Raw genomic sequence first — 23204 nt, 5'->3', positions numbered from 1 at the left:
AAGGACATCCGATGCGCGTGCGAGCCCTGCTCGTCCTGCTGGCGGTCCCGGCGCTGGCCGCCGGAGCCGCGCCGGCCGCGGAAGCGGCCCCGGTGACCGGACAGAGCGTCCTGGCCGACCCGTCCGTCGCGCCGGGCGGCAATTTCGACCTCTCGGTGTGGCAGCTGCAGGAGCCGGTCGGCTCCCCCGGCTCGCCCACCACCATCCCGTCGTCGCGGCTGCAGGGCCCGAACGGCTTCCAGGACAGCTACTTCTACACCGACACGCGCGACGGCGCGATGACCTTCTGGGCGCCCGAAAAGGGCGTCACCACGCCGAATTCGAAGTACGCGCGCTCGGAGCTGCGCGAGATGAACCGCGACGGGTCGGCCGCGGACTGGCCGCTCAGCGGGTCGCACAAGCTGAAGGCGACGCTGCGGGTGGTGTCGGTGACATCCAACGTGTGCGTCGGCCAGGTCCACCTCGGCACCGGCGGGACGTCGACGAAACCGTTGCTGGAGCTGTACTACCGCTCGAGCGGCGACATCGTGCTCGGCACGGAGAACTCGCCCGACGGCGGGCAGACCCTGCACACCGTCGGGCACGTGTCGATCGGCAAGACGTGGACGTACACGATCGGCATCTCGGGCGGCAACACCATCGACCTGACGGTCAACGGCAGCACCACCCACTACGGCATCCCGTCGTCCTTCAAGCCGTACCGGCAGTACTTCAAGGCGGGTTCGTACAACCAGTCGTCGTCGGACAGCACCACCAGGGGCGCGCGGGTCGCCTTCTACGGCCTGACCGTCTCCCACGGCTGACCGGCGCGTCAGCGCCAGCCGAGCTCCGGGGCCACGTGCTTCAGGATGTTCTCCAGCACGTGGGCGTTGTAGTCGACGCCGAGCTGGTTCGGGATGGTCAGCAGGAGGGTGTCCGCGGCCTCGACGGCCTCGTCCTCCCGCAGCTCCCGCACCAGCTCGTCCGGCTCGGCGGCATAGGACCGCCCGAAGATGGCGCGGGTGTTCTCGTCGATCATGCCCACCTGGTCGCGCGAATGGCGGTCACGGCCGAAGTAGGCGCGGTCCAGGTCGGTGGTCAGCGCGAAGATGCTGCGGCTGACCGACACACGCGGCTCGCGGGTGTGGCCGGCCTCCTTCCACGCCTCGCGGTAGGCCTCGATCTGCTTGCGCTGCTGGACGTGCAGCGGCTCGCCCGTCTCGTCGTCCTTGAGCGTGGAGCTCTGCAGGTTCATGCCGAGCTTGGCGGCCCAGACGCTCGTCGCGTTCGAGCCGGATCCCCACCAGATGCGCTCGCGCAGGCCCGGCGAGTGCGGCTCCAGCCGCAGCAGGCCCGGCGGGTTGGCGAACATCGGCCGCGGGTTCGGCTGCGCGAAGCCCTCGCCCTCGAGCAGCTTGAGGTAGACCTCGGTGTGCCGCCGGGCCATGTCGGCGTCCGTCTCGCCTTCGGCGGGTGAGTAGCCGAAGTACCGCCAGCCGTCGATCACCTGCTCGGGGGACCCCCGGCTGATGCCGAGCTGCAGCCGGCCGCCGGAGATCAGGTCGGCGGCGCCGGAGTCCTCGACCATGTACAGCGGGTTCTCGTAGCGCATGTCGATCACGCCGGTGCCGATCTCGATCTTCGACGTCCGCGCGCCGATCGCCGCGAGCAGCGGGAACGGGCTGGCCGCCTGCCGCGCGAAGTGGTGCACCCGGAAGTACGCGCCGTCCACCCCCAGCTCCTCGGCCGCGACCGCCAGGTCGATCGACTGGCGCAGGAAGTCGGCGGCGGAGCGCGTCTCGGAGTGCGGGCCCGGCGACCAGTGGCCGAACGACAGGAAACCGATCTTCTTCACGCCCTGCTCAGCGTCCGGCGGGCACGAATGATTCCCCGGCGTGAGGATGGCGCGACGAGGCTCACCGACGAGCGGCAGCCGGGTCCGCCGTGGTGGAGTTCGTCGACGAAACGGCCCGGCTCGTCGCGCGCCACGGCGGTCACCACCCACGCGGCGGCCGGTGACCCGCTGTGACATGATCTTGGCAGTTCACCCGACCATAACTTGACTCATTCCAGAGAAGCGCTCTAGGGTGCTGGACGTGATGACCGACTTCGAGGCGCAGCTGCGGGCGGCCTCGTTGCGGGTGACGCGGCCCCGGCTGGCCGTGCTCGCCGCGCTGCGCGACCACCCGCACGTCGACACCGAGACGGTGATCGCGCTGGTGCGGGCCGAGCACCCGACGGTGTCGCACCAGACGATCTACGACGTGCTGCGGGCGCTCACCGACACCGGCCTGGTGCGGCGCATCCAGCCCGCCGGCGCCACCGCCCGGTACGAGTCCCGGGTCGGGGACAACCACCACCACGTCGTGTGCCGGACGTGCGGTGCGATCGCGGACGTCGACTGCGCCGTCGGCCACACACCGTGCCTGACCGCCTCGGACGACCACGGTTTCGTGATCGACCAGGCGGAGGTCGTCTATTGGGGCACCTGCCCCGACTGCTCGGCCGCCCGAACCTCTTCATGATCGCCGGCTCGGAAGGAAGTAGATGAGCAACACCCAGGACAACGGCCCCTCCAGCGCGCAGGGCGTGGACCGGAAGGCGGCGGCCGGCTGCCCGGTCGCACACGACTCGGTGACCGCGAGCGGCAGCGAGAGCGAGAACCCGGCGATCGATTCGCCGTCCCCGAAGACGGGCGGTCGCCCGCGCACCGTCCGGGACTGGTGGCCCAACCAGCTCGACCTGTCGGTGCTGCACGCGCACTCGTCGAAGGCCAACCCGCTCGGCCCGGACTTCGACTACGCCAAGGAGTTCGCCAAGCTCGACGTCGAAGCCCTCAAGCAGGACATCGCCGAGGTGCTCACCACCTCGCAGGACTGGTGGCCCGCCGACTTCGGCCACTACGGCGGCCTGATGATCCGGATGAGCTGGCACGCGGCCGGCACGTACCGGATCTACGACGGCCGCGGCGGCGCCGGTGACGGCGGCCAGCGGTTCGCCCCGCTGAACAGCTGGCCCGACAACGCCAACCTCGACAAGGCCCGCCGCCTGCTGTGGCCGGTCAAGCAGAAGTACGGCCAGAAGATCTCGTGGGCCGACCTGCTGGTGCTGGCCGGCAACGTCGCGCTGGAGTCGATGGGCTTCAAGACGTTCGGCTTCGGCTTCGGCCGCGTCGACACGTGGGAGCCCGAAGAGATCTTCTGGGGCCCGGAGGACGACTGGCTCGGCGACGAGCGCTACGCCAGTGACACGGAGATGGTGCCCGAGCTCGGCGCGACCGAGATGGGCCTCATCTACGTCAACCCCGAGGGTCCCCGCGGCAGCGCCGACTACATGGCGGCGGCGCACTTCATCCGGGAGACGTTCGGCCGGATGGCGATGAACGACGAGGAGACCGTCGCCCTCATCGCCGGCGGCCACACCTTCGGCAAGACCCACGGCGCCGGCACCGCCGACGACCACGTGGGCCCGGAGCCGGAAGGCGCCCCGCTGGAGGCGCAGGGCCTCGGCTGGCTGAGCACCCACGGCAGCGGCAAGGGCCCGGACACGATCACCAGCGGCCTCGAGGTGACGTGGACCGACAAGCCGACCGAGTGGAGCAACCGCTTCTTCGAGATCCTGTTCGGCTACGAGTGGGAGCTGACGACGAGCCCGGGCGGCGGCAAGCAGTACGTCGCCAAGGACGCGCCGGAGATCATCCCGGACCCGTACGACCCGAACAAGAAGCACAAGCCGACCATGCTCACCACGGACCTGGCGCTGCGCTTCGACCCGGTGTACGGCCCGATCTCGCGCCGGTTCCTGGAGAACCCGGACGAGTTCGCGCTGGCGTTCGCCAAGGCGTGGTACAAGCTCCTGCACCGCGACATGGGCCCGGTCACCCGCTACCTGGGCCCGTGGGTCCCGGAGCCGCAGCTGTGGCAGGACCCGGTGCCGCCGGTCGAGGGCGAGCTCGTCGGCGAGGCCGACATCGCGGCCCTCAAGGCGAAGGTCCTCGAGTCCGGCCTGACGACGGCGCAGCTGGTCGGCACGGCGTGGGCGTCGGCGGCGAGCTTCCGGTCCACGGACAAGCGCGGCGGCGCGAACGGCGCCCGCATCCGCCTGGAGCCGCAGCGCAGCTGGGAGGTCAACCAGCCGGAGCAGCTGGCGCCGGTGCTGGAGAAGCTGGAGAGCATCCAGCAGGAGTTCAACGCGGCGGGCGGCGCGCAGATCTCGCTGGCCGACCTGATCGTGCTGGCGGGCTCGGCGGCGGTCGAGAAGGCGGCGCGTGACGCGGGCGTCGAGACGACCGTGCCGTTCCACCCGGGCCGCACGGACGCTTCGCAGGAGCAGACGGACGTCGAGTCGTTCGCGGTGCTGGAGCCCCGCGCCGACGGCTTCCGCAACTACCTGCGGGCGGGCGAGAAGCTGCAGCCGGAGACCCTCCTGGTGGACCGCGCGTACATGCTGAACCTGACGGCCCCGGAGATGACGGTCCTGGTCGGCGGCCTCCGCGCGCTGGGCACCAACCACGCGGGCTCCCAGCACGGCGTCCTGACGGATCGCCCGGGCGTGCTCACGAACGACTTCTTCCGCAACCTCCTGGCCCCCGGCACCCGCTGGAAGGCCTCGGAGGCGGAGGAGAACGTGTACGAGATCCTCGACGCGAGCACGGACAAGCTGAAGTGGACGGCAACGGCGGTGGACCTGGTGTTCGGCGCCAACTCCCAGCTGCGGGCGCTGTCGGAGGTGTACGCCAGCGACGACGCGAAGGAGAAGTTCGTCGCGGACTTCGTCGCGGCGTGGACGAAGGTCATGGAGCTGGACCGGTTCGATCTGAAGAAGTGATCGATTTCCGGTGAGCGGGCCCGGCCGGTCTTCGGATCGGCCGGGCCCGTTCGTTTCGGCTTCCGCGCGCCGGGACGGCGGCGTCTCACTACGAAAAGCGTCCGGTCATAATGCACTGACGGTGGATGCTTCGAGACAGCGGACGAACCGGGCTGGGCCACGGGAGGTTTCGTCGAGTTTCCGGAGCAATTGGACTACGCCCGGAACCTCGTCAACGGCGGCCTTCACCTCGAACGGCTCCAGGTCGGCGCGTTCGACCTCTTGCTGGTCGGTCATTCGATGACCAGAACCGTCCACGGCATGCGCAGCGACATGTCGGCGATCCTCGAGGCCGGTGGCCGCATCCGTGTCCTCGTCCTGGATCCGACCGACGACGCGCTCATCGAGACAGCCGATCGGCGGAGCTCACAAAGCCTGGGACACGGCAGGCTGCGGCAGCGGATCACCACCACGCTCGACGACCTGTCGACTTTGCGCGACAGGACCGCCGGCCGGCTGGAAGTGCGCGTCTCCTCGCGGATCTCGTCAGCGGGGTTCAATTGCCTCGACGTTTCCGGGCCACACGGCATGGTCTGCGTCCAGCACGACGAATACCATCCGGTCGGTGAGCGGCTGTGGAAAGCGGGCACACCGTGGCCGATGACACCGAGCCGGCAGATCGCACGGGCTCGTCGGCCGATGTTCAGCGAACGGTTCGGACCCGAGCTGGAGCAAGCCATCGAGAACGCCGGCGACCTGCTCATCACCGGGATGGCGCGCAACACCTTCGTCAACGACCACTACGGGCTGCTGGAAACACTGCTGAAGACCGGCACGAGTATGAGGTTCATCCTCATCGACCCCGCTTCGAGCGCGATCGACGCCGCCGCGTCCCGGTACTACGCCGAACGCTCACCCGCCAGCGCACGTGAGCGCGCGCTGCACACGCTGAGACTTCTGGCCGAACTGAAGAACACGACGAACGGCGAGCTGGCCATCCGGCTGGTTGCCGACTTGCGGAATACTACACCTACCAAGCACCAAACATGCCAGAATGTCAGACATAGGTGAACGAAGCCGAAGCGCTGTGGAACAACGCCAATCCGCACCAACTGGGTGAGACCGGAAGTCGCCCGTGATCCCATCGCCGCAAAAGGAGGCTCCGTGCGCACCTCGCTACGCATACGAACTCGACGTCTGGCCCTCGTCGCGGCAGTCAGCGCCGCGGGAGCGGCATGCGTGCTTCTCGTCTTCCTCTCACCGCTCTCTTTTCCCCTGCTGGACCGGATCGACGGCGCCGACTGGGCCCACCTGAGCGACATCGGGCAGGCCTACGGAGGCGTCTCCGCTCTTATCGCGACCATCGGCGTCTTCGGGGTCGCCGCGTCCCTGCTCGGCCAAGTGCGCGAATCACGCCGAGCCGGGATCCGGGATGAGCGGCAGCTCCACTCCGCGATCTTGCTCTTCGCCGTCGAACACCCGGAGTACCTCCAGTGCTGGGGTGGTTACTCCGTCGAGAACAACGGCAAGGCCACGTCCTACCGGGCGTTCTGCAATCTCGTCTTCCTGAACTACTACTCTATGTACCTCAGCGGCCAGTACGACCTCGACGGAGTCCGCCGGAACATCGCGCACTTCTTCGAAGGTGAACTCGGCCGCGAATACTGGAAACACTCCCACGAAAGCTGGATGTCCGGCAAAGACAAGGGGCGCCGCAGACGGGCTTTCCTGAACGTCGTCGAACAGCAGTTTCGCCGCGCCGAAGCCGGCGGCCCACCCACTCCCTGGGACAGGTCGGGGGTCGAGGTCGGCGGTCCGCCACCAGCGGGGCCGGACGATGCAGTAGCCACTTCACGCGTCGGGTTCGGATTGGCGCTGGGAGGCGTGGCGGTAGGCGCCGCAGGCGGCTGGCTTGTCCGTCGCCTCGCGTCGCGATAGACGAAGCGACTGTCGCGGTCAGCGCCGTCGCCGAATCCGTCTCGGTTCACCGGCGGCCAACGCGCCGTCCTTCCCCGCGCCCGTACGGCCGCTGGCAATAGGCCGTCCGGTTGAGATCGTCCTCCAGTGGTTGTCCCCGGCGGTCGTGCTGGGATATCCCGTTACTTCCGGAGGGTGAGGGAGGGGCCGGGTGACGTCGTGGAACGGGGGTGACTTCCCCAGCTCCCTGGGCTTTCTCATCGACTGCCTGGAGCAGATCCCGTCCCTGCGCGATCCCGGCAGCCGGCGGCTCTGTCTCGACCTGCTCGCCGACCACCTCGGGGTTCCCCTCGTCGTCGAAGAACTGCCCACCACGCGGGCCAGCCTGATCGGCATCGTGCAGGCCTGCCGGCGGCAGCACCCGCGCGCGCTCAGTGCCTTCGTCGACGCCGTCGAGCAAATGGAGCCCGGGTCCATTCCCGTGCGACGCGCCCGCGCCGCCGTCGACGACATGGCCGCTCTCGATCTCGTCACCGAATACGATCGGCAGGAACTGCTCACCCTCCTGGGCGAAAATCCCAGCAGCAGGCTCGCCGAGCTCGTGCGGGCCGCCGCCGGGCCCGCCGCCGAGCTCACTTCCGCCGACCACCGGCCGGCTGACGCGCTCGCCACCCTCGAACGGATGAACGCGCAGCCCGACGGCGTTCCGCCGTTGCTGCTGTTCGTCGAATACCTCGCCGCCGCCGCGGACGAGCAGCGCGCCGAAGCGCTGCGCGACTGGAACGACCGGCAGGCCGCGCGGCTCGGCCTGACCGAGCAGATCAGCGCCGTCCGGCTGGCGCAGGCCACCGAACCCGCGACGCCGGCGGCGGTCGTCGCCTACCTCGTCGTCCGCATCGAACCGGACCTGCTCGATCCCGGCCTGCTCGTCGTCGTGCACTGGCGGCACAACGATCCCGCCGGCTGGCGGCCGCGGCGCGGCGAGCCGTTCACCGGTGACCTCGACGCCGTCCGCGCGCACGTCGCCGAACTGGTCGCGAAGGCCGAGACCGGCTGGGCGCGGGACGCCTCGGCCATCCGGATCGAGTTCCTCCTGCCGTACGCGCTGCTGAACCTGCCCGTCGACCAGTGGGACCTCGAGGCGGACAGCCCGCTGCCCCGCCCGCTCGGCCTGCACTACCAGGTCGTCGTCCGCAGCCTCGACCGCGCGCGTTCGCCGCGCTGGCACCGGGAATGGCGGCGCCGCTGGGATCTGCTGAAGAAGGTGCCCGCCGGCCTGACCACCCCCGAAGAGCACTGGCTGTGGAGCGACGGCGCGAAGCGGCGGCACCTGACCGCGCTCGACGCCAAGCTGGCCGAGCAGAAGAAAGTCGTGTCGCTCGTGCTGCGTTCGGTGCCGGAAGGCCCGGACCCGGGCGAGGTGCTCGTCGGGGTCCGGACCGGGATCCCGGTGATGATCTGGCACCGCACCGAATCCGCCCGCTCGGCGTTCGAGGCGGAGATCAAGTCCCTGCGTGACGTCCTGCCCGAACTCGTCGAGCACCTGCGCCTCCTGCGGACCCGCGCCCGGCAGGCGGCGCGGCCCGACTCCCATGTGGGCAGCCGGGTTTCGCTGCTGTGGGACGACCCGGAACGGCCCGTCGAGCCGCAGGATCCGCCCGCGGCCCCGATCGAGGAGGTGCCCGCCCGATGAGCGGTGCCGAGATCCCGCCATGGTGCGTCTACCGCGGTCACGGGCTGCCGCCGCCCGACGGCGAGGACGCCCCCGAGCTGCCCGCACCGCCCAGCTGGCGCACCTTCGACGGCGGCCCGGCCCTGCCGGTCCCGCCGTCGTCGGACGCCGAATTCGTGCGACGGCTCGGGGAACCGTCCGTCGCCTCGGCGCGGGAGGCGACGCCCAAAGAGGTCCTGACCGTCAACGCGGCGCTCTACCTGCGGCGTCCGCTGCTGGTCACCGGCAATCCCGGCACCGGGAAGTCCAGCCTGGCCTACAAGATCGCGCGTGAGCTCGGGCTGGGCCCGGTGCTGCGCTGGCCGATCAGCAGCCGCACGGTCTCGCGGGACGGGCTCTACACCTACGACGCCATCGGCCGCGTCCAGGCCGCGGCGACCGAGGAAGGCGGGGACATCGGCGGGTTCGTCCGGCTCGGCCCGCTCGGCACCGCGCTGCTGCCCCACGACCGGCCACGCGTCCTGCTCGTCGACGAGCTGGACAAGTCGGACATCGACCTGCCCAACGACCTGCTCGCGGTGTTCGAAGACGGCGACTTCGAGATCCAGCCGCTCGCCCGGATCGCCGCCACCCAGCCGGAAGTCACCGTCTTCACGCACGACCGCGGCGGCCGCGCGACGGTGCGGGACGGGCACGTGCGGTGCCGCGCGTTCCCGGTCGTGGTGGTGACGAGCAACGGCGAACGCGACTTCCCGCCCGCGTTCCTGCGCCGCTGCCTCCGCCTCGACCTGCCGCAGCCCGGGTTCGAGCAGCTCGTCGGCATGGTGGCGGCGCACTTCCGCGACGTGCCGGCCCGCAGCGACGACTTGATCCACGAATTCCTCGCCAGCAGCGGGCAGGAGGGCGGCCTCGCCAACGACCAGCTGCTCAACGCGCTGCACCTGACCACGTCCGGCGCGCACCAGCACGACGCGAACTGGGAGGTGCTCCGCGACACGCTGTGGCGCCGGCTCAACGTCCGGGGAGCCGACTGAACGATGGCCGACCCGGTCGACCGCCTCCCCACCGAGGCGCTCAACGCGGACGAGATCGCCGACGCGGTCTGGCTCGCCGCCCGCATCGCGGCGAGCGAGCCGCCGCGCCCGGAACCGGGCCCGCCGCCCGAGCCGCCGCCCCCGCCCCAAGCGCCACCGGAGCCACCGGAGCCACCACCCGAGCCGCCGGAACCCCGCGTCGAGCACCCGCCGCCCGCGCGCCCCGAGCCGGTCCGGCCGGGCGGCGGCCATCCCGAACCACCGCCGGTGCCGCTCGAACCGGTCCCGGTGCCGCGGCGGCCGCGCAAACCCGCGGCGGCGCCGCCGATCCGCGCGGTGCCGCCGAGCCTGCCCCGAGGTCTGGCGAAGGCGCTGCGCCCGCTGAACCGGCTCGTCCGGCTCAAGGACCGGACCGAGCTGGACGAGGAGGAAACCGCGGTCGCCGCGGCGGAGACCCGGGTCTGGCTGCCGGTGCACCGGCCCTCGCGCGGCCACGCGTTCGAGGTCGTGCTCGTCGTGGACCGCGGTTCTTCCATGGTGCTCTGGGATCGGACCACGCGCGCGTTCCGCGCCCTGCTGGAACGGCAGGGCGCGTTCAGCGACGTCAAGACGGTTTCGGTGGACACCGACGATCCGGTCGTGCGGGCCGTGGAAACCACGCCGGGCACCGCGTGCGAGCCGGCGCAGCTGGCGGATCCGACGGGGCGGCGCCTCGTCATCGTGCTCAGCGACGGCGTCGGCGCCGCGTGGCGCAGCGGGTCGATGTTCCGGATCCTGACGCTGTGGGCGAAAACCTGCCACGTCTCCTTCTTCCACCTCCTTCCGGGTGAACGCTGGAACTGGACGGGCGTGCGCGTGGCGCCCCGGTCCCTGCGCGGCGTGCTGCCCGGGACGGCGAACCCGATTCCCGTGCTGGAGCTGGCCCCGCGCCACCTGCGGCGGTGGGCGGACCTCGTCTCCGGCACCACCGGCGTGCGGCTTCCGGTGCTCGTCCCGCCGCGGCCGGACGAACTCACCGGCGACGGCACGGGTGACGCCGGAGAAGCGCTTTCCCCGACGGAAAGGCTGGATCGATTCCTCGCCACCGGAACCTCACCCGCGATCCGCCTGGCCGGGCTCCTCGCGGCGGCCCCGCTGACGCTGCGAGTCATGCAGGCGGTGCACGGCACCCTGATGCCGCAGGCGCATCCCGCGCACCTGGCGGAAATCCACATGGGACGGCTGCTGCACCGGGTGCCGGCGAACGCGGGCGGGGAAAAACCGCCGGTGGAGTACGATTTCGCGCCCGGGCTGCGCCGCCGGCTGCTGGCGACCGTTTCCCGCGCCGACACCGCGCGCGTCCAGCGGGTGGTCGAAGACGTCCTGGGCCCGCACGAACCCGCGGTGGCCGACCTGCGCGGCACGCTGGCGGCTCCCGACGAAGCCACTCTACCGGTGGTTACCTCGCGCACCGAACCTTTGCTATCTGTTCAACGTGACGTTCTGAGAGCCTTGTCGGGGCCTTACGCCCGACGCGCCAACCGATTGGGTGATGCCTTGGAACGCTTTCAGAAGTCCCGTAACGACCCAGCTTCGAGGACGATTGAGGATGAGATAGGGTCCGCCGCATCCGATCTGCATCCTGAACCGATCAAGCCACCTCGAGGGATTTCCGCAGTGACCACCACCAGTTCGGAGCCGGGCACTGAGATCCGCAGCTCCGGCCAGCAGCCTGCCGTCTGGGGCGGCGTTCCGCTGCGCAACGTCAACTTCATCGGCCGCGGAGATCTGCTTCGCGCCCTGCACGGTGAACTTTCCAAGTCCACCCGCACCGCCGTGCTGCCGGGGGCACTGCACGGGATGGGCGGCATCGGCAAATCCCAGATCGCGGTCGAGTACGTCTACCGACACGCCGAAGAATACGACCTGATCTGGTGGATTCCCTCGGAAAACCCTTCGGAAATCCAGGCGTCGCTGGTCAAACTGGCCAAACGGCTCGACCTTCCGGTGGAGCAGTCGGTGGACACCGCGGTGCCCGCCGTGCTGGAGACGCTGGGCAGCGGCGAACCGTATCGCCGCTGGCTGCTCGTGTTCGACAACGCCGACCGCCCGGAGGACGTGCGCGAGTTCTGGCCGCGGCGGGGTGAGGGCCACATCCTCGTCACCTCCCGGAACCCGCAGTGGTCGGAGGTGGCGCAGGCGGTCGAGGTGGATGTCTTCCGCCGCACGGAAAGCCGGGAGCTGCTGCAGCGGCGCAACCGCGATCTCGGCGACGAGGACGCCGACCGGCTCGCCACCGTGCTCGGCGACCTCCCGCTGGCCGTCGAGCAGGCCGCGGCCTGGCGGGCCGAGACGGGCATGGCGACCGACGAATACCTGCAGCTGTTCGAAAACAAGCGCACCGAACTGCTCCAGTCGCGGCCCCCGGCGGACTACGACGTCGCGGTCGAGGCCGCGTGGAACGTTTCGCTGGACCGCCTTCGCGACGAGAACCGCGGCGCGCTGGAACTGCTCGAGGTGTGCGCTTTCTTCTCGCCCGAGCCGATCCCGCGGGCGATGTTCAGCGGCGTCCGCAACGTCCCGACCTCGGAAGCGCTCGAGCAGACCCTCGGCGACCCGATCCAGCTGGGGCGGGCCATCCGCGAAATCACCCGCTACAGCCTCGCGAAGATCGACCACCGCAGCGACACGCTTCAGCTGCACCGGCTCGTACAGCTGGTGCTGCGCAACAAGCTCACGCCCGAAGACCAGGAACGGGTGCGCCACACCGCGCACCTGCTGCTCGCCAACCGCGACCCCAAGCAGCCCGACTCGGTCGACTACTGGACGCGCTACGCCGAACTGCTGCCGCACATCCGCGCCGTCGACGCGCGCAACTGCACCGACCGCTGGGTGCGCCGGATGGCGATCAACGCGGTCAACTACCTCTTCGCCTTCGGCGACCCGGCCGGCGCGCTGGAAATGGCGCAGGACTACGCGCAGTACTGGACCGAGAAGCTCGGCGAGAAGCACCCCGACACGCTGGTCGTTTCGCGGTGGTGGGGACGCATGCTCCGCGCGCTCGGCCGGTTCGAGGAAGGCCGCGCGGTCGCGGAGCGGACCCTCGCCCTGATGCAGGAAACGCTCGGCGAGACGCACGAAGAAACGTTGCTCACCATGCACGGCGTCGCCTCGGACCTGCGCGCGAAGGGCGATTTCGAGCGGGCGCGCCGGATGAACGAGTTCGCCTACCTGAGCGCGCTGGACCGCTTCGGCGAAGACGACCCGGACACGCTGGCGGCGGCCAACAACTACGCGCTGAGCCTGCGCCTGGTCGGCGAGTTCGCCGCGGCACGGGACCTGGACGAGCGGACGGCGCAACGCAAGCAGACCGTCCTGGGCCCGGACCACCGGCACACGCTGCTGACGCTGGACAACTGGTCGGTGGACCTGCGCGAGACGGGCGACTACCTGCGGGCGCGCGCCGAGCAGGAGGACACGGTCCGCCGGATGCGGGCGCAGCTGGGCAGCAGGCACCCGATGACGCTGTCGGCCATCAAGAACCTCGCGATCGCCTACCGCAAAGCGGGCCTGCACCGCGACAAGAAGGCGCTGACCCTCGCCATGGAGGCGACGGACGGGCTGGTCGCGAAGTACGGCGAGTCCCACCCCGACGCGATGTCGGCGACGATGGACCTGTCGATCGAGCACCGCCAGGACGGCAACCTGGCCGAGGCCCGCCGGCTCGGCGAGCACGTCAAGGGGCTCTACGAAGCGACGTGGGGCGAAAAGCACCCGTTCAGCGTGGCCGCGGCGACGAACCTGGCCGTCACGCTGCGCCTGCTCGGTTCGGCCGAGCAGGTCGAGCAAGCCCGCGCGCTGGACGAGCGGGCGCTCGCGGACATGACCGAGGCGCTGGGCGAAGACCACCCGTTCACCCTGGTCTGCGCGACGAACTACGCGAGCGACCTGGCCGAATCCGGTGACCACGAACGCGCGTACCAGCTCGACCAGGCGACGCTGGAGCGGTCCGAGCGCGTGCTGGGCCCGGACCACCCGTCTTCGTTGGCGCTGCTGGTCAACCAGGCGCTGGACCTGCGGCGGCTGGGCCGGACGGAGGAGGCGGACAGCCTCCAGCTGAACGCGGTCCAGCGGCTGCGGCAGGTTCTCGGCCCGGAGCACCCGGCGACGGCGGACGCGCAGTTCAACCACCGGGCGAACTGCGACATCGACCCGATGCAGATCTGAGGGCGGCCGATCGGTTCTCCGGCCCGCCGCCGGCCGGGAAGTTCCCGGCCGGTGGCGGCTTCAGCTCAGCCAGCGTGCCAGCTGATCCGGGTTCGGGACGCCGCCCCGCCGCAGCCGGATCTCGCGGTGCACCGCGTGCACCAGCTCCGGATGAGCCAGCAACGCCGGATGTCCGGTCGCCACCGCCAATCCCGCCCAGACCGCCGGTGCGTCCGGCGCCGTCGCGAGCTGTTGCCGGTACAGCTCCGCCGCCGTGCGGGTGTCGCCGTCCACCAAAGCCAGATCCGCTGCCGACGCCCCGCTGATCTCCGCCATCGCCAGCTCCGGCTCGGCGCGGTAAATGTCGTACAGGTCCGGGTCCGTCAGCCACGTCCGGGTGAGCGCCAGCCTCGCCGCGCCGGCCGGGCGCGCCGCCGGCCGCAGGCTCGGCGGCTCCCGCGAAACCGGCGGGCACGGGCGGTTCCGCAGCCACGCTTCGGCCAGCTCCCCCACCACGTCGTCCGCGACGCGCAGGTGGCGCAGCCGCCACGACAGGTGGTGGTCGAGGTTCGCCCACCCGGCCGCGCGCACGATTTCACCCGGCAGCGGTTCGGTGCCCCACTCGCGCAGCCGCTCCCCCGCCGCGGTCAGGAACCGCCTGCCCAGCGCCGACGGAACCGCGTCCGCGAGCAGCGTGCTCACCGCGCGGGCGGTCTGCTCGCGCCGGTACGCGAATTCGAATTGCGCGGCCCGGGCCGCCAGTCCTTTTTCCACCGGATAGTGCTCGCGGTAGAACGCCGTCACGCCCAGAAAGGAAAACGCGCCGTGCAGGAGGCCGGACGCCGGTCGGGGATCGTCGCGCCAAGGCGCGTAGAGCCGCGGCGATTCGTTGTCCGCCGCGGGATCCAGCAGGTCCACGAGAACCAACAGCACCCCCAGCTTGCTGTGCTGGAATTCGTGCACCAGCGTCGCCGCGAACGTCACCGGTTCCGGTGGCGGGGACAACACCAGGGAACCGAAGACGTCGTTGTGCGACGCGCTGTACGGCGTGAACCGGTCGACCGCCGCCCGCGGCACCAGCGTGGTCAGCCCGGCGGCCAGCTCCGCCGCGATCGCGGGGTGGTGCGCGGTCAGCAATCGCCAGGTCTCGTCCAGGCTTTCCGCCCACCGCGCGACTTCCGCGGTGTCGAGCCGATGCGGTGGCAGCGGGCCGGCGAATTCGCGGTACGGGTCGATGTCGTCGAGCCACAGCTCACCGCCGGCCACGCGCAGCGTGCGCAGGGCGAACCAGCCCGGACCGTCGGCCGAGCTGTCGTCGGGCAGCTGCACGCTGCCGGACGGGCCGCGCACGAGGATGTGACCGCGTTCGGCGTGCACCTGCGCGAAATCCCATTCGCGGTGGCTGCGGACCTCGGCGAGGCCGAGCGTGGGCAGCATGAGCCGGCCGCGCCACACCGGGACCCGCGACCGGAAGTCGTGCCCGGCGCGGATCGCCGCGGCGGTGGCCAGCCGGTGCAGGCCGCCGAGGTCGGCCCACAACGGCGGATCGTCCGGCCCGGTACCGCCTTTCGCCAGCCGCTGCAGGACGTCCGCCGCCCACAGGCCCGTGTGCGGGTGCGCGAGGACGCGGTCGGTCGCGGCCGGATCCCGTTGCTGCGCCTCGATCAGCAACGTCCAGGCCTCGTCGAGCGGCGGCAGCGGGGACATCGCGGGATCCCGCTCGGCGGCGGCGTCGAGCACGGCTCGCAGCAGGGTCAGCCGCCTGCTGCGGTCGGCTTGCCTGAGCTGCTCGACGACGGCCGCGTCACTTCTGCCCGCGGCCATCGCGTCGAGGCTCGTCAGTGACACCCGGTGGGTGTCCAGCATCGGGTCGTGGGTTCCCTGACCCCCGGCTCAGCGCGCGTCCGGCGCCTGGTTCTGCAGCACCCCGGTCCGGCTGCATTCGGCGCGCCCGGCGACCAGCCGCAGCGAGCGCAGCAACGCCGGGTCGTCGCTGTCGCGCAGATCGGCCAGGGAAAACGCACTCAGATCGACCATGCTCGTGGTGACTTCGCCCCGCGCCTGTCCCATGTCAGGTCCTCCCTCACGACACGCCCCGCGAATCGGGGGAGTAATCATCATGCAACACGAAACGGCATTTGTGAGCGTCCGCATGGCGGATCAAGGACGCCGGTCCGGACACGCTGCGTTTCCGGAACCGGCGGCGGTCACCCGGTCCGGGCGCCGTCCGTCACTTTGTTTTCGGATGCCGGGCTACTTTCGCGCGCCGATCCCGACCACCACGGCGAAAAGGGCCAGCAGCCCGGCCAGCCCGGACAACCCGAGGCCGAGCGAGCCGGCGGCCGCCACCGCGCCGACGAGCAGCGGGCCGCCCGCGTCGCCGAGTTCGCGGCCGACTTCCGCCGCGCCCATCGTCTGGCCGAGACGTTCGGGGGGCGTGGCCGCGGCGAGGTGCGCGAAGCCGATCGGGGTGGCCAGGCCGGTGCCCGCGCCGATCGTCAGCGCCGCCACCAGCAACCCCGCGATGCCCGGCACCACGGTGGCGGCCGCCAGGCCCAGCGCGGCCAGCGCGAGCCCGGCCGCCATGCCCACGCCGTCGCCGATCCGGCCGGCGTCGCGGGCCCGGCCCGCCCACGGCTGGACCACCGCGCCCACGGCCGCCAGCAGCGAGACGACCGCTCCGGTGGCCAAGGGGCCGAAGCGCGCGCCGGCCACGGGCAGGAATCCCACCCCGACGGCGACGGCGGCCGTCGCGCCCGCGAGTGTCGCGGTCGGACGGAGGAAGCCGCGGGTGGCCAGCCGGCGGGCGAGATCGAGCACGGTCTGCCGGGTTCGCGGCAGCGGTGCCACGACGGGGACGGCGGCCAGGGACCACCCCGCGACCGCCAGCGCGAGCAGGCCGAGCGTGCCGAACAGCAGCGGATAGCCGCCCAGCGTGATCAGCACGCCGCCGAGCACCGGGCCGAGGGTGTAGCCGAGGCCTTTCCACGCGCCGTAGCCGCCGAACGCGCGGCCGCGGCCGGTTTCCGGCGTCAGCCGGGCCACCAGCGCGCCCGCGGCCGGGGAGAACGCGGCCGCGGCGGCACCCTGGCCGAGGCGGGCCACGCCGACCAGCGCGGGATTGCCGGCGAGGACGAACGCCGCCGACGCGACGGCGAACGCCAGCAACCCGCCCAGCAGCACCGGGCGCGGTCCGACGCGGTCGGCCAGCGCGCCGAAGACCGGTTTCAGCACGACTTCGGCGCCGTCGTAGACCGCCAGCAACAGCCCCAGCGTGAGCAGGGACGCGTGTTCGGATTCGGCGTAGCCACCGAGCCCGGCGGCGATGCTGTGGGCGCCGAACGCCGTGACGAACCCCGCCGCGTAGACGGGCGCGAGCCGCGCCTTCACGGGCGCAGGGCGGCGGCGAGGAGGTCGAGCATCCGGCCGATCCGCGCCGGGTCCTCGACGGCCACCGTCGAGAGGAACACGCCCAGCAGCATGAGGGTGACGTCTTCGGGGTCGATCCCGGCCCGCAGCGTGCCCGCGCGCGCACCCGCCTCGAGGATCGCGCCGATCGCCGCGGTGATCCGCTTGCGCGTCACCGGTGTCGTGATGCGTCCCGACGCCAGGCTCGCGCGCAGGACGTCGGCCATCCCGCGCTTGGTGGCCACGAACGCGGCGTAGCGGTCCATCCAGGCGCGCAGGGCCACCTCCGGCGGGAGCTCTTCGAGCAGCGCCGGGGCACTGGCGGTGACGTCGTCGAGCTCCGCGGCGTAGACGGCTTCGACGAGCGCTTCGCGAGTCGGGAAGTGGCGGTAGAGGGTGCCGATCCCGACACCGGCCTCGCGGGCGACGGCTTCGAGCGCCACCGGGCCCTCGGCGCCGGCGAAGGCGGCTCGCGCCACGGCCAGGAGTTTCTCGCGGTTGCGGCGCGCGTCGGAACGCACCGGACGCTCAGGTTCGGGCGAAGGCAAAGCGGAGGCACCTCCGGTTGTGCTACGGTCGGCAGAGCGGAGGTTCCTCCGCTTCACCATCATCGCACGAGGACGGGACCACATGCCTTCCATCGAACGAACCGGCACCCTCGCCGGCCGCACCGTCTCCCGCGCCGGCTACGGGGCGATGCAGCTCGAGCGGCTCCACGACGACCGCCCGGCGGCCATCGCGCTGCTGCGGCGCGCGTTCGACCTCGGCGTCGACCACGTCGATACCGCCCACTTCTACGGCAACGGCTTCGTCAACGGGCTCCTGCGCGACGCGATCCGGCCCGGCGACGAGGTCCTGGTGGCCAGCAAGGTCGGCGCCGACCCGAACCCCGGCGGCCCGATCCCGCTGCGGCCCGCCCAGCGGCCCGAGCAGCTGCGCGCGAGCGTCGAGGACAACCTGCGCAGCCTCGGCATCGACCGGATCCCGCTCATGAACCTGCGCCGCCTCGACACACGGCCCGGCCTGCTGGCCGAGGGCGACCAGGTGGTCGACGTCGACGACCAGCTCGCCGTGCTGACCGAGCTGCGCGACGAGGGCAAGATCGGCGCGATCGGGCTGAGCAGCGTGACCCTCGACGTCCTGCGCCGGGCCCTGCCGGCGGGCATCGCCTGCGTCCAGAACGCCTACAGCCTCGTCAGCCGCGAGGACGAGGACATGCTCGCGCTGTGCCTGGCCGAAGACATCGCCTGGGTGCCGTTCTGCCCGCTCGGCAGCGCATTCGACAGCCTGCCGAAGGTGGCTGACGAGCCGGCGGTGGCGGCCGTCGCGCAGGCCATCGGCCGCACGACGGCCCAGGTCGGCCTGGCGTGGCTGCTGCACCACGCCCCGAACGTCCACCTGATCGCGGGCACCGCGAGCGTGCGGCACCTCGAGGAGAACATCGCCGCCCTCGACGTCGAATTCGACGCCGGGACGCTGGCCACGCTCGACGCCGTCCCGAGCCGCTCGTCGGACGTCTCGCTGCGCTGAGCCTCAGCGGGCCGGCAGGCCCTCGAGGTAGGCGGCGATCCGCACCCGAAGCTCACGGACGTCGGCCAGGGCGAAGGTGAACGACCTGCCGGGCCGGTCCGCCTCCGGGCGGCACGGCCCGGCGACGCGGACGAAGCCCTCGTCGTGGCGCGGCGCCGACCACACGGGCTCGCGGCTCGTGGACCGGGCCCGCGCGTGCCAGTACGCGGGCAGCTTCATCACCTCGCCGAGCGCCTTGGCGAACCCGGGGACGTCGTCTTCGTGCAGGGCGAGCCCGCCACCGGTCCGCACCCGCGCCGTGACGGGGACGAACGTCACCTCGTCGCCGGACGTGCGGATCGTCCAGTGGGGCAGTTCGGTCAGCGTCGGCACGGCTCGCTCCTCCCACGGTGCCCGGTCGCCACCCACCCTAATCGATCTTCGGCGGGACGGGGGCCCAGGGCAGCACGGCACCGTGGCGGACCAGCTCGCCGTACTGGGCGGGATCGGCCGGCCGGAACACGAGCTCCAGGAGGTCGGCCGCGGCCTGGGCGGGACTGGGCGCGTCCCGCACGTCCCACCACAGGGCGGACGTGGGCGTGTTCATCATGCCCGGGCAGACGGCGGCGAGCAGGATGTCACGGGCCAGGTCGTCCTCCCGCCGCTGGGCGGCGAGCGCGCGCACGGCCGCGACCTGGCCGATCTTGGACGGGATGTTGACGAAGCCCGGCCAGTCCCCCGCGCGGGCGCTGCCGTCCTTGACCGCGTCCCGCCAGGCCGCGACCTGCTTGTCCACTTCGTCCAGGGAGGACAGTCCGTCGAACCGGTCGTGCAGCGCCGGTGCCAGGTGGTTGAGCGTCCCGAACGAGCTGGCGACGACGAGGAACCGGCCGCCGTCCCGCAGCAGCGGCGCGAACGCGCGCAGCAGCCGGGTGGTGCCGAAGTTGTTGACCTCGGCGTAGGCGTCGACGATCTCGCGCGGGTCGTCGTCCGGGCCGACGCGCATGACGGCGTTGCCGAACACGATGTCGACGCCGCCGTGCCGCTCCGCCAGCCGCTCGGCGAGCCGTCCGGCCGCACCGGGGCCGGCGACGTCGAGGACTTCGCCGCGGATTTCGGCACCGCCGGCCGGCATGGCTTCGACGGCCTGGGCGACGCGCCCGGCGTCGCGGCTGGTGAGGTAGACGGTGTCGGTGGTGGACAGCCGGGCGGCGAGCCCTTCGACGAGGGCGAGGCCGAGTCCTTGGGTGGCGCCGGTGACGAGGGCGATCTTCGAGGTCATGCCTCAACGCTAGGAGCGTCCGGCCCATGCGGAAAGCGAAAGAATGGCAACCCTGGTATGCGTAGACGTCATGGCCATCTCCGACGCGTCCCTGACCGCGCTGCGGGTGTTCCGCGAAGTCGCCGAGCGGGGCACGCTCACGGCCGCGGCCAGCGCACTGGGCTACACGCAGTCCGCCGTCTCGCGCCAGATCGCAGCGCTGGAGCGCGCGGCGGGCACGTCGTTGCTGGAGCGGCGCCACGACGGCGTGCGGCTCACCCCGGCGGGGCAGATCGTGGTCCGCCGGGCGGCGGCCGTCGTCGGCCAGCTCGACGCGACCGCGCGCGAGCTGGCCGGGCTGCCGGGCGAACAGGGCACGGTCCGGCTGGGCTGGTTCCCGACCGCGGGGGCGGAGCTGCTCCCCCGCGCCCTGACCGCCCTGCGGCGGACGGATCCGGCGATCACCGTGGTCAGCCGCGAAGGCGGGACTCCGGCGCTGGTGCGGGCCGTGCGGGCGGGCACGGTGGATCTGGCGCTGCTGGCCTCGGCGCCGCCGTTCCGCCCGCCGGACACCGAGACGCCGGCGCTGGCCGTGCGGGTGCTCACCGAGCGCAGCCTGCGGGTGGCCGTGCCGGCGACGCACCCGCTGGCGCGCCGGGAGTACGTCGACGTGGTGGACCTGCGCGGGCAGCGCTGGATCGCCGGTTCGGGCGACGACCGGGTGATGGGCGTGTGGCCGGGCCTGGACGAGCGGCCCGAGATCGCCCACACGGCGCGTGACTGGCTGGCCAAGCTGCACCTGGTCGCCGCCGGCTGCGGCATCACGACGGTGCCCGGATCGCTGGGCGCGGTGGCGCCGCCGGGGGTGCGGGTGCTGCAGGTGCGGGGCGGGCCCGGCGAGCGGCGCCGCGTGTTGCTGGCCCACCTCCCGCGGCCGTTGTCCGAGGCCGCCGAGCGGGTCGCCGCCGCACTGCGCGCCGCTGCGGTGGAGACGGAGGAAGGTTGAAGGCGGCGGCCCGCGAGGGTTCGCGCGGCCAGGCCATCCCGGCTCCCGCGACCCCACGGTCCGCGCGGCCAGGCCATCCCGGCTCCCGCGACCCCACCGGACGCAACGGCGGAGCACCGGCCCGCTACGCAAGCCCGACCACGGTCCGCGAAGCCAGCCGGCCTTTCTCCGGCTCGCGCGTGACGTCGCCGGCCGCGACCGCCGACGTCACCGCGCCGATCGCGTCCTCCGGGCGGTAGATCGTCTCCAGCAGCGTGAACCGCTGCAGCTCCGCGACCGTCCGCGGGCCCGACCGGCGCAGTTCGCCCAGCAGGGCCCGGCGCAGCGGCAGCAGCTGCGGGGTCAGCGAGATGTCGACCAGTGCGCCCTCCGGGTCGCGTGGGTCGCGGTAGCGGATTCCCGCGAACTCGTCCACCGCCCACAGCTCGCTCTTGAACATCGCGAGGTGCCTGCTGTCCGCCGTGGCGAAGGCCAGCAGGCGCGCCTTTCCGTCGTCGCCGACCAGCTCGACCGCCGTCGAACAGGCCGCCGCGCCCAGCGCGTCGCGGTAGTCCGCGTCCGGCATGGGCGCGGTGACCACCACCTCGTGTCCCTCGCCGCACGCGAAGAACCCCAGCAGCGGCCACGCTTCCGGGCCGTCCAGGTGCGCCAGCGTCGGGCCGGTGGTCTCGGCCGCGCGAGGCTCGGCGACCACCCGCACGGACAGCCCCTCCGGCGCCCCTTCCGGCGCGGCCGAGCCGGCGATCACCAGCTCGAGGTGGTGCCCGTCGAGGCGGTCGGCGAACTCCCCGAAGACCCGGAGCGCGTCGGCCGCGAAGCCGCCGCACTCGACGTACGTGCCGCCGCGGTGGGAGCGGACCGCCTTCGCCGTCCACGCGTCGAGGTACCGCACCAGCACGTCACGCTCGACGATCGCGTGCTGGCCGGGGCGCCGGCCGCGCTCGGACACGTTCCGGTTGTACCGCAGCCGGCGGCCCCGCACCAGCCCGCTCAGCCCTCCGGGTAGAAGAGGAACAGCGTGCACCCGGGGGCGCTGGACGGCACGTGCCACGTCCCGGCCGGGGCGTGCAGGAACGTGCCTGCCGGGTAGTCGCGCGCGCCGTCGTTGAACGTGCCCGCGACGACGTAGACCTCTTCCGGCCCCGGTTCGTGGACGTCCCGGTGCGGCCACGACGTGCCCGGGTCCATCTCGAGGACGTTGGCGTGCGCGCCGGTCTTGTCTGTCCACAGTGGACGCAGCCGGATGCCGGGGAACAGCTCGCGGACGGGCGCTTCCTGGACGGTGGCGGAGGTGTAGCCCTCCTGTTCGAGGATTTCGGGATGCATGATCACCACGGTGCCGGGCCGGGGCGGGGTGGACCAGTGTCCGATCCGACACCTTGGGGTACTTTCTTGCCATGCATCGTGTGGTGGCGCTGGTGCGGCCGGTGCAGTCGACGTTCGAGCTGGGCTGCGCGGCCGAGGTGTTCGGCACGCCGCGAGCGGGCGTGCCGCGGTACTACGAGTTCGAGGTGTGCGCGGAGCAGCCCGGCCCGGTCCCGACGACGGCCGGGTACGCGATGTCCGTCTCCCGCGGGCTGTCGGCGCTCGCCACCGCGGACACCGTGATCATCCCGGGCTGGGCGCCGGTGGAGGCGCCGCTGCCCCCGCGCGTCCGCCGCGCGCTGCTGCGGGCCCATGCCCGGGGCGCGCGGCTGGTCACCATCTGTTCGGGGGTGTTCGCGCTGGCCCGCACGGGACTGCTCGACGGCCGCTCGGCGACGACACACTGGCAACGCGCGGAGCAGCTGCAGCGCGAGTTCCCGAAGGTGCGCGTGGAGCCGGACGTGCTGTATGTGGACCACGGCGACGTCGCGACGAGCGCCGGGGCGGGCGCGGGGATCGACCTGTGCCTGCACCTGGTGCGCAAGGACCACGGGGCCGCGCACGCCGCGCTGGTCGCGCGGCACATGGTGATGCCGCCCCACCGGGAGGGCGGCCAGGTGCAGTTCGCCCCGCCGCCCCCGCCACCGGACGCACTGGACGGGCTCCTGGACTGGGCCGCGGCCCGGCTCGGGACACCGTTGTCGGTGGCCGACCTGGCCGCGCGGGCAGGGGTGTCCCCGCGCACGCTGGCCCGCCGGTTCGCCGAGCAGCTGGGCACGAGCCCGGGCGCGTGGCTGCTGGCCCGCCGGGTGGCGGAGGCCCGCACCCTGCTGGAGGACACGGACCTCCCGGTGGAGGCGATCGCCACCCGGGTCGGCCTGGCTTCGGCGGTCAACCTGCGCCGCCGGTTCCACGCCCAGGTCGGTACCACGCCGGGCGCTTACCGGCGCGCGTTCCGGGTTCGGTAGCGGGCCTGCGGTGCCCTTGCGCGACGAGCACCTCAGGCCGTTCTCCGGCTCGGCGAAGTCAGCATCGGCCCCACCTGCGAAGCGCGCTGGGCCG

Annotated in this window: 20 protein-coding genes; 11 read left to right on the top strand and 9 right to left on the bottom strand. The window is 72.2% G+C overall.

Annotated elements, in window-relative coordinates; translation table 11 throughout:
• Positions 1–11 precede the first annotated feature (11 nt).
• A complete protein-coding gene (locus tag BT341_RS23170; protein WP_143168627.1) occupies positions 12–803 on the top strand; it encodes a polysaccharide lyase family 7 protein in 792 nt (263 codons plus the stop codon).
• A gap of 8 nt (positions 804–811) precedes the next feature.
• On the opposite strand, the gene BT341_RS23165 is transcribed toward BT341_RS23170, so the two are convergent.
• The gene (locus BT341_RS23165) at positions 812–1834 is read right to left on the bottom strand and encodes an LLM class flavin-dependent oxidoreductase (protein ID WP_072478278.1); all 1023 of its coding nucleotides are present in this window, start codon (positions 1832–1834) and stop codon (positions 812–814) included.
• 244 nt (positions 1835–2078) lie between these two features.
• On the opposite strand from BT341_RS23165, the gene BT341_RS23160 reads away from it, so the two are divergent.
• The 7 genes from BT341_RS23160 to fxsT all read left to right on the top strand — a co-directional run bounded on the left by BT341_RS23160 (position 2079) and on the right by fxsT (position 13614).
• Entirely contained in the window at positions 2079–2504 is a 426-nt protein-coding gene (locus BT341_RS23160) for a Fur family transcriptional regulator (RefSeq protein WP_072482137.1), read from the top strand.
• Between the two features lie 22 nt (positions 2505–2526).
• Complete coding sequence (katG, locus tag BT341_RS23155) at positions 2527–4806, top strand: catalase/peroxidase HPI (protein ID WP_072478277.1); 2280 nt, start codon at positions 2527–2529, stop codon at positions 4804–4806.
• A 189-nt stretch (positions 4807–4995) separates the two neighbouring features.
• On the top strand, positions 4996–5856 hold the full coding sequence (locus BT341_RS46640; protein ID WP_072478276.1) for a hypothetical protein: 861 nt from the start codon (positions 4996–4998) through the stop codon (positions 5854–5856).
• A gap of 93 nt (positions 5857–5949) precedes the next feature.
• Entirely contained in the window at positions 5950–6723 is a 774-nt protein-coding gene (locus BT341_RS23145; protein WP_143168626.1) for a DUF6082 family protein, read from the top strand.
• A gap of 190 nt (positions 6724–6913) precedes the next feature.
• On the top strand, positions 6914–8395 hold the full coding sequence (locus tag BT341_RS23140) for a VMAP-C domain-containing protein (protein ID WP_072478274.1): 1482 nt from the start codon (positions 6914–6916) through the stop codon (positions 8393–8395).
• Complete coding sequence (locus tag BT341_RS23135; RefSeq protein ID WP_072478273.1) at positions 8392–9408, top strand: MoxR family ATPase; 1017 nt, start codon at positions 8392–8394, stop codon at positions 9406–9408. The genes BT341_RS23140 and BT341_RS23135 overlap by 4 nt, the downstream gene beginning before the upstream one ends.
• 3 nt (positions 9409–9411) lie before the next feature.
• On the top strand, positions 9412–13614 hold the full coding sequence (gene fxsT, locus BT341_RS23130) for an FxSxx-COOH system tetratricopeptide repeat protein (RefSeq protein WP_072478272.1): 4203 nt from the start codon (positions 9412–9414) through the stop codon (positions 13612–13614).
• A gap of 60 nt (positions 13615–13674) precedes the next feature.
• On the opposite strand, the gene BT341_RS23125 is transcribed toward fxsT, so the two are convergent.
• The 4 genes from BT341_RS23125 to BT341_RS23115 all read right to left on the bottom strand — a co-directional run bounded on the left by BT341_RS23125 (position 13675) and on the right by BT341_RS23115 (position 17549).
• Complete coding sequence (locus BT341_RS23125; RefSeq protein WP_072478271.1) at positions 13675–15459, bottom strand: HEXXH motif domain-containing protein; 1785 nt, start codon at positions 15457–15459, stop codon at positions 13675–13677.
• A gap of 27 nt (positions 15460–15486) precedes the next feature.
• Complete coding sequence (locus tag BT341_RS45460) at positions 15487–15663, bottom strand: hypothetical protein (protein WP_177328883.1); 177 nt, start codon at positions 15661–15663, stop codon at positions 15487–15489.
• A gap of 183 nt (positions 15664–15846) precedes the next feature.
• Complete coding sequence (locus BT341_RS23120) at positions 15847–16983, bottom strand: MFS transporter (RefSeq protein WP_072478270.1); 1137 nt, start codon at positions 16981–16983, stop codon at positions 15847–15849.
• Positions 16980–17549: a TetR/AcrR family transcriptional regulator gene (locus BT341_RS23115; protein ID WP_072478269.1), complete on the bottom strand. Its 570-nt coding sequence runs from the start codon at positions 17547–17549 to the stop codon at positions 16980–16982. Before BT341_RS23115 ends, BT341_RS23120 begins: the two co-directional genes overlap by 4 nt.
• A gap of 82 nt (positions 17550–17631) precedes the next feature.
• Here BT341_RS23115 and BT341_RS23110 point away from each other — a divergent pair, with 82 nt between their 5' ends.
• Complete coding sequence (locus BT341_RS23110; protein ID WP_072478268.1) at positions 17632–18531, top strand: aldo/keto reductase; 900 nt, start codon at positions 17632–17634, stop codon at positions 18529–18531.
• Positions 18532–18534: 3 nt separating this feature from the next.
• Here BT341_RS23110 and BT341_RS23105 read toward each other — a convergent pair whose 3' ends face one another.
• Both BT341_RS23105 and BT341_RS23100 read right to left on the bottom strand, forming a co-directional pair.
• The gene (locus BT341_RS23105) at positions 18535–18903 is read right to left on the bottom strand and encodes a hypothetical protein (protein ID WP_072478267.1); all 369 of its coding nucleotides are present in this window, start codon (positions 18901–18903) and stop codon (positions 18535–18537) included.
• Between the two features lie 37 nt (positions 18904–18940).
• Complete coding sequence (locus BT341_RS23100; protein WP_072478266.1) at positions 18941–19792, bottom strand: SDR family NAD(P)-dependent oxidoreductase; 852 nt, start codon at positions 19790–19792, stop codon at positions 18941–18943.
• Positions 19793–19862: 70 nt separating this feature from the next.
• Here BT341_RS23100 and BT341_RS23095 point away from each other — a divergent pair, with 70 nt between their 5' ends.
• The gene (locus BT341_RS23095) at positions 19863–20777 is read left to right on the top strand and encodes a LysR family transcriptional regulator (protein WP_072478265.1); all 915 of its coding nucleotides are present in this window, start codon (positions 19863–19865) and stop codon (positions 20775–20777) included.
• A gap of 124 nt (positions 20778–20901) precedes the next feature.
• Here BT341_RS23095 and BT341_RS23090 read toward each other — a convergent pair whose 3' ends face one another.
• Together BT341_RS23090 and BT341_RS23085 are read right to left on the bottom strand one after the other, a co-directional pair.
• Positions 20902–21726, bottom strand: a complete 825-nt coding sequence (locus tag BT341_RS23090; RefSeq protein ID WP_072482136.1) for a hypothetical protein — start codon at positions 21724–21726, stop codon at positions 20902–20904.
• Between the two features lie 41 nt (positions 21727–21767).
• Positions 21768–22103, bottom strand: a complete 336-nt coding sequence (locus tag BT341_RS23085; protein ID WP_072482135.1) for a cupin domain-containing protein — start codon at positions 22101–22103, stop codon at positions 21768–21770.
• 71 nt (positions 22104–22174) lie between these two features.
• On the opposite strand from BT341_RS23085, the gene BT341_RS23080 reads away from it, so the two are divergent.
• Positions 22175–23110, top strand: coding sequence for a GlxA family transcriptional regulator (locus BT341_RS23080; RefSeq protein ID WP_072478264.1), 936 nt, complete (start codon positions 22175–22177; stop codon positions 23108–23110).
• Positions 23111–23204: the final 94 nt, after the last annotated feature.

This window comes from Amycolatopsis australiensis, assembly GCF_900119165.1.
Classification (GTDB): Bacteria; Actinomycetota; Actinomycetes; order Mycobacteriales; family Pseudonocardiaceae; genus Amycolatopsis; species Amycolatopsis australiensis.
The sequence above is the reverse complement of the archived record's forward strand: the minus strand, read 5'-3'. Positions and strand labels throughout refer to the sequence as shown.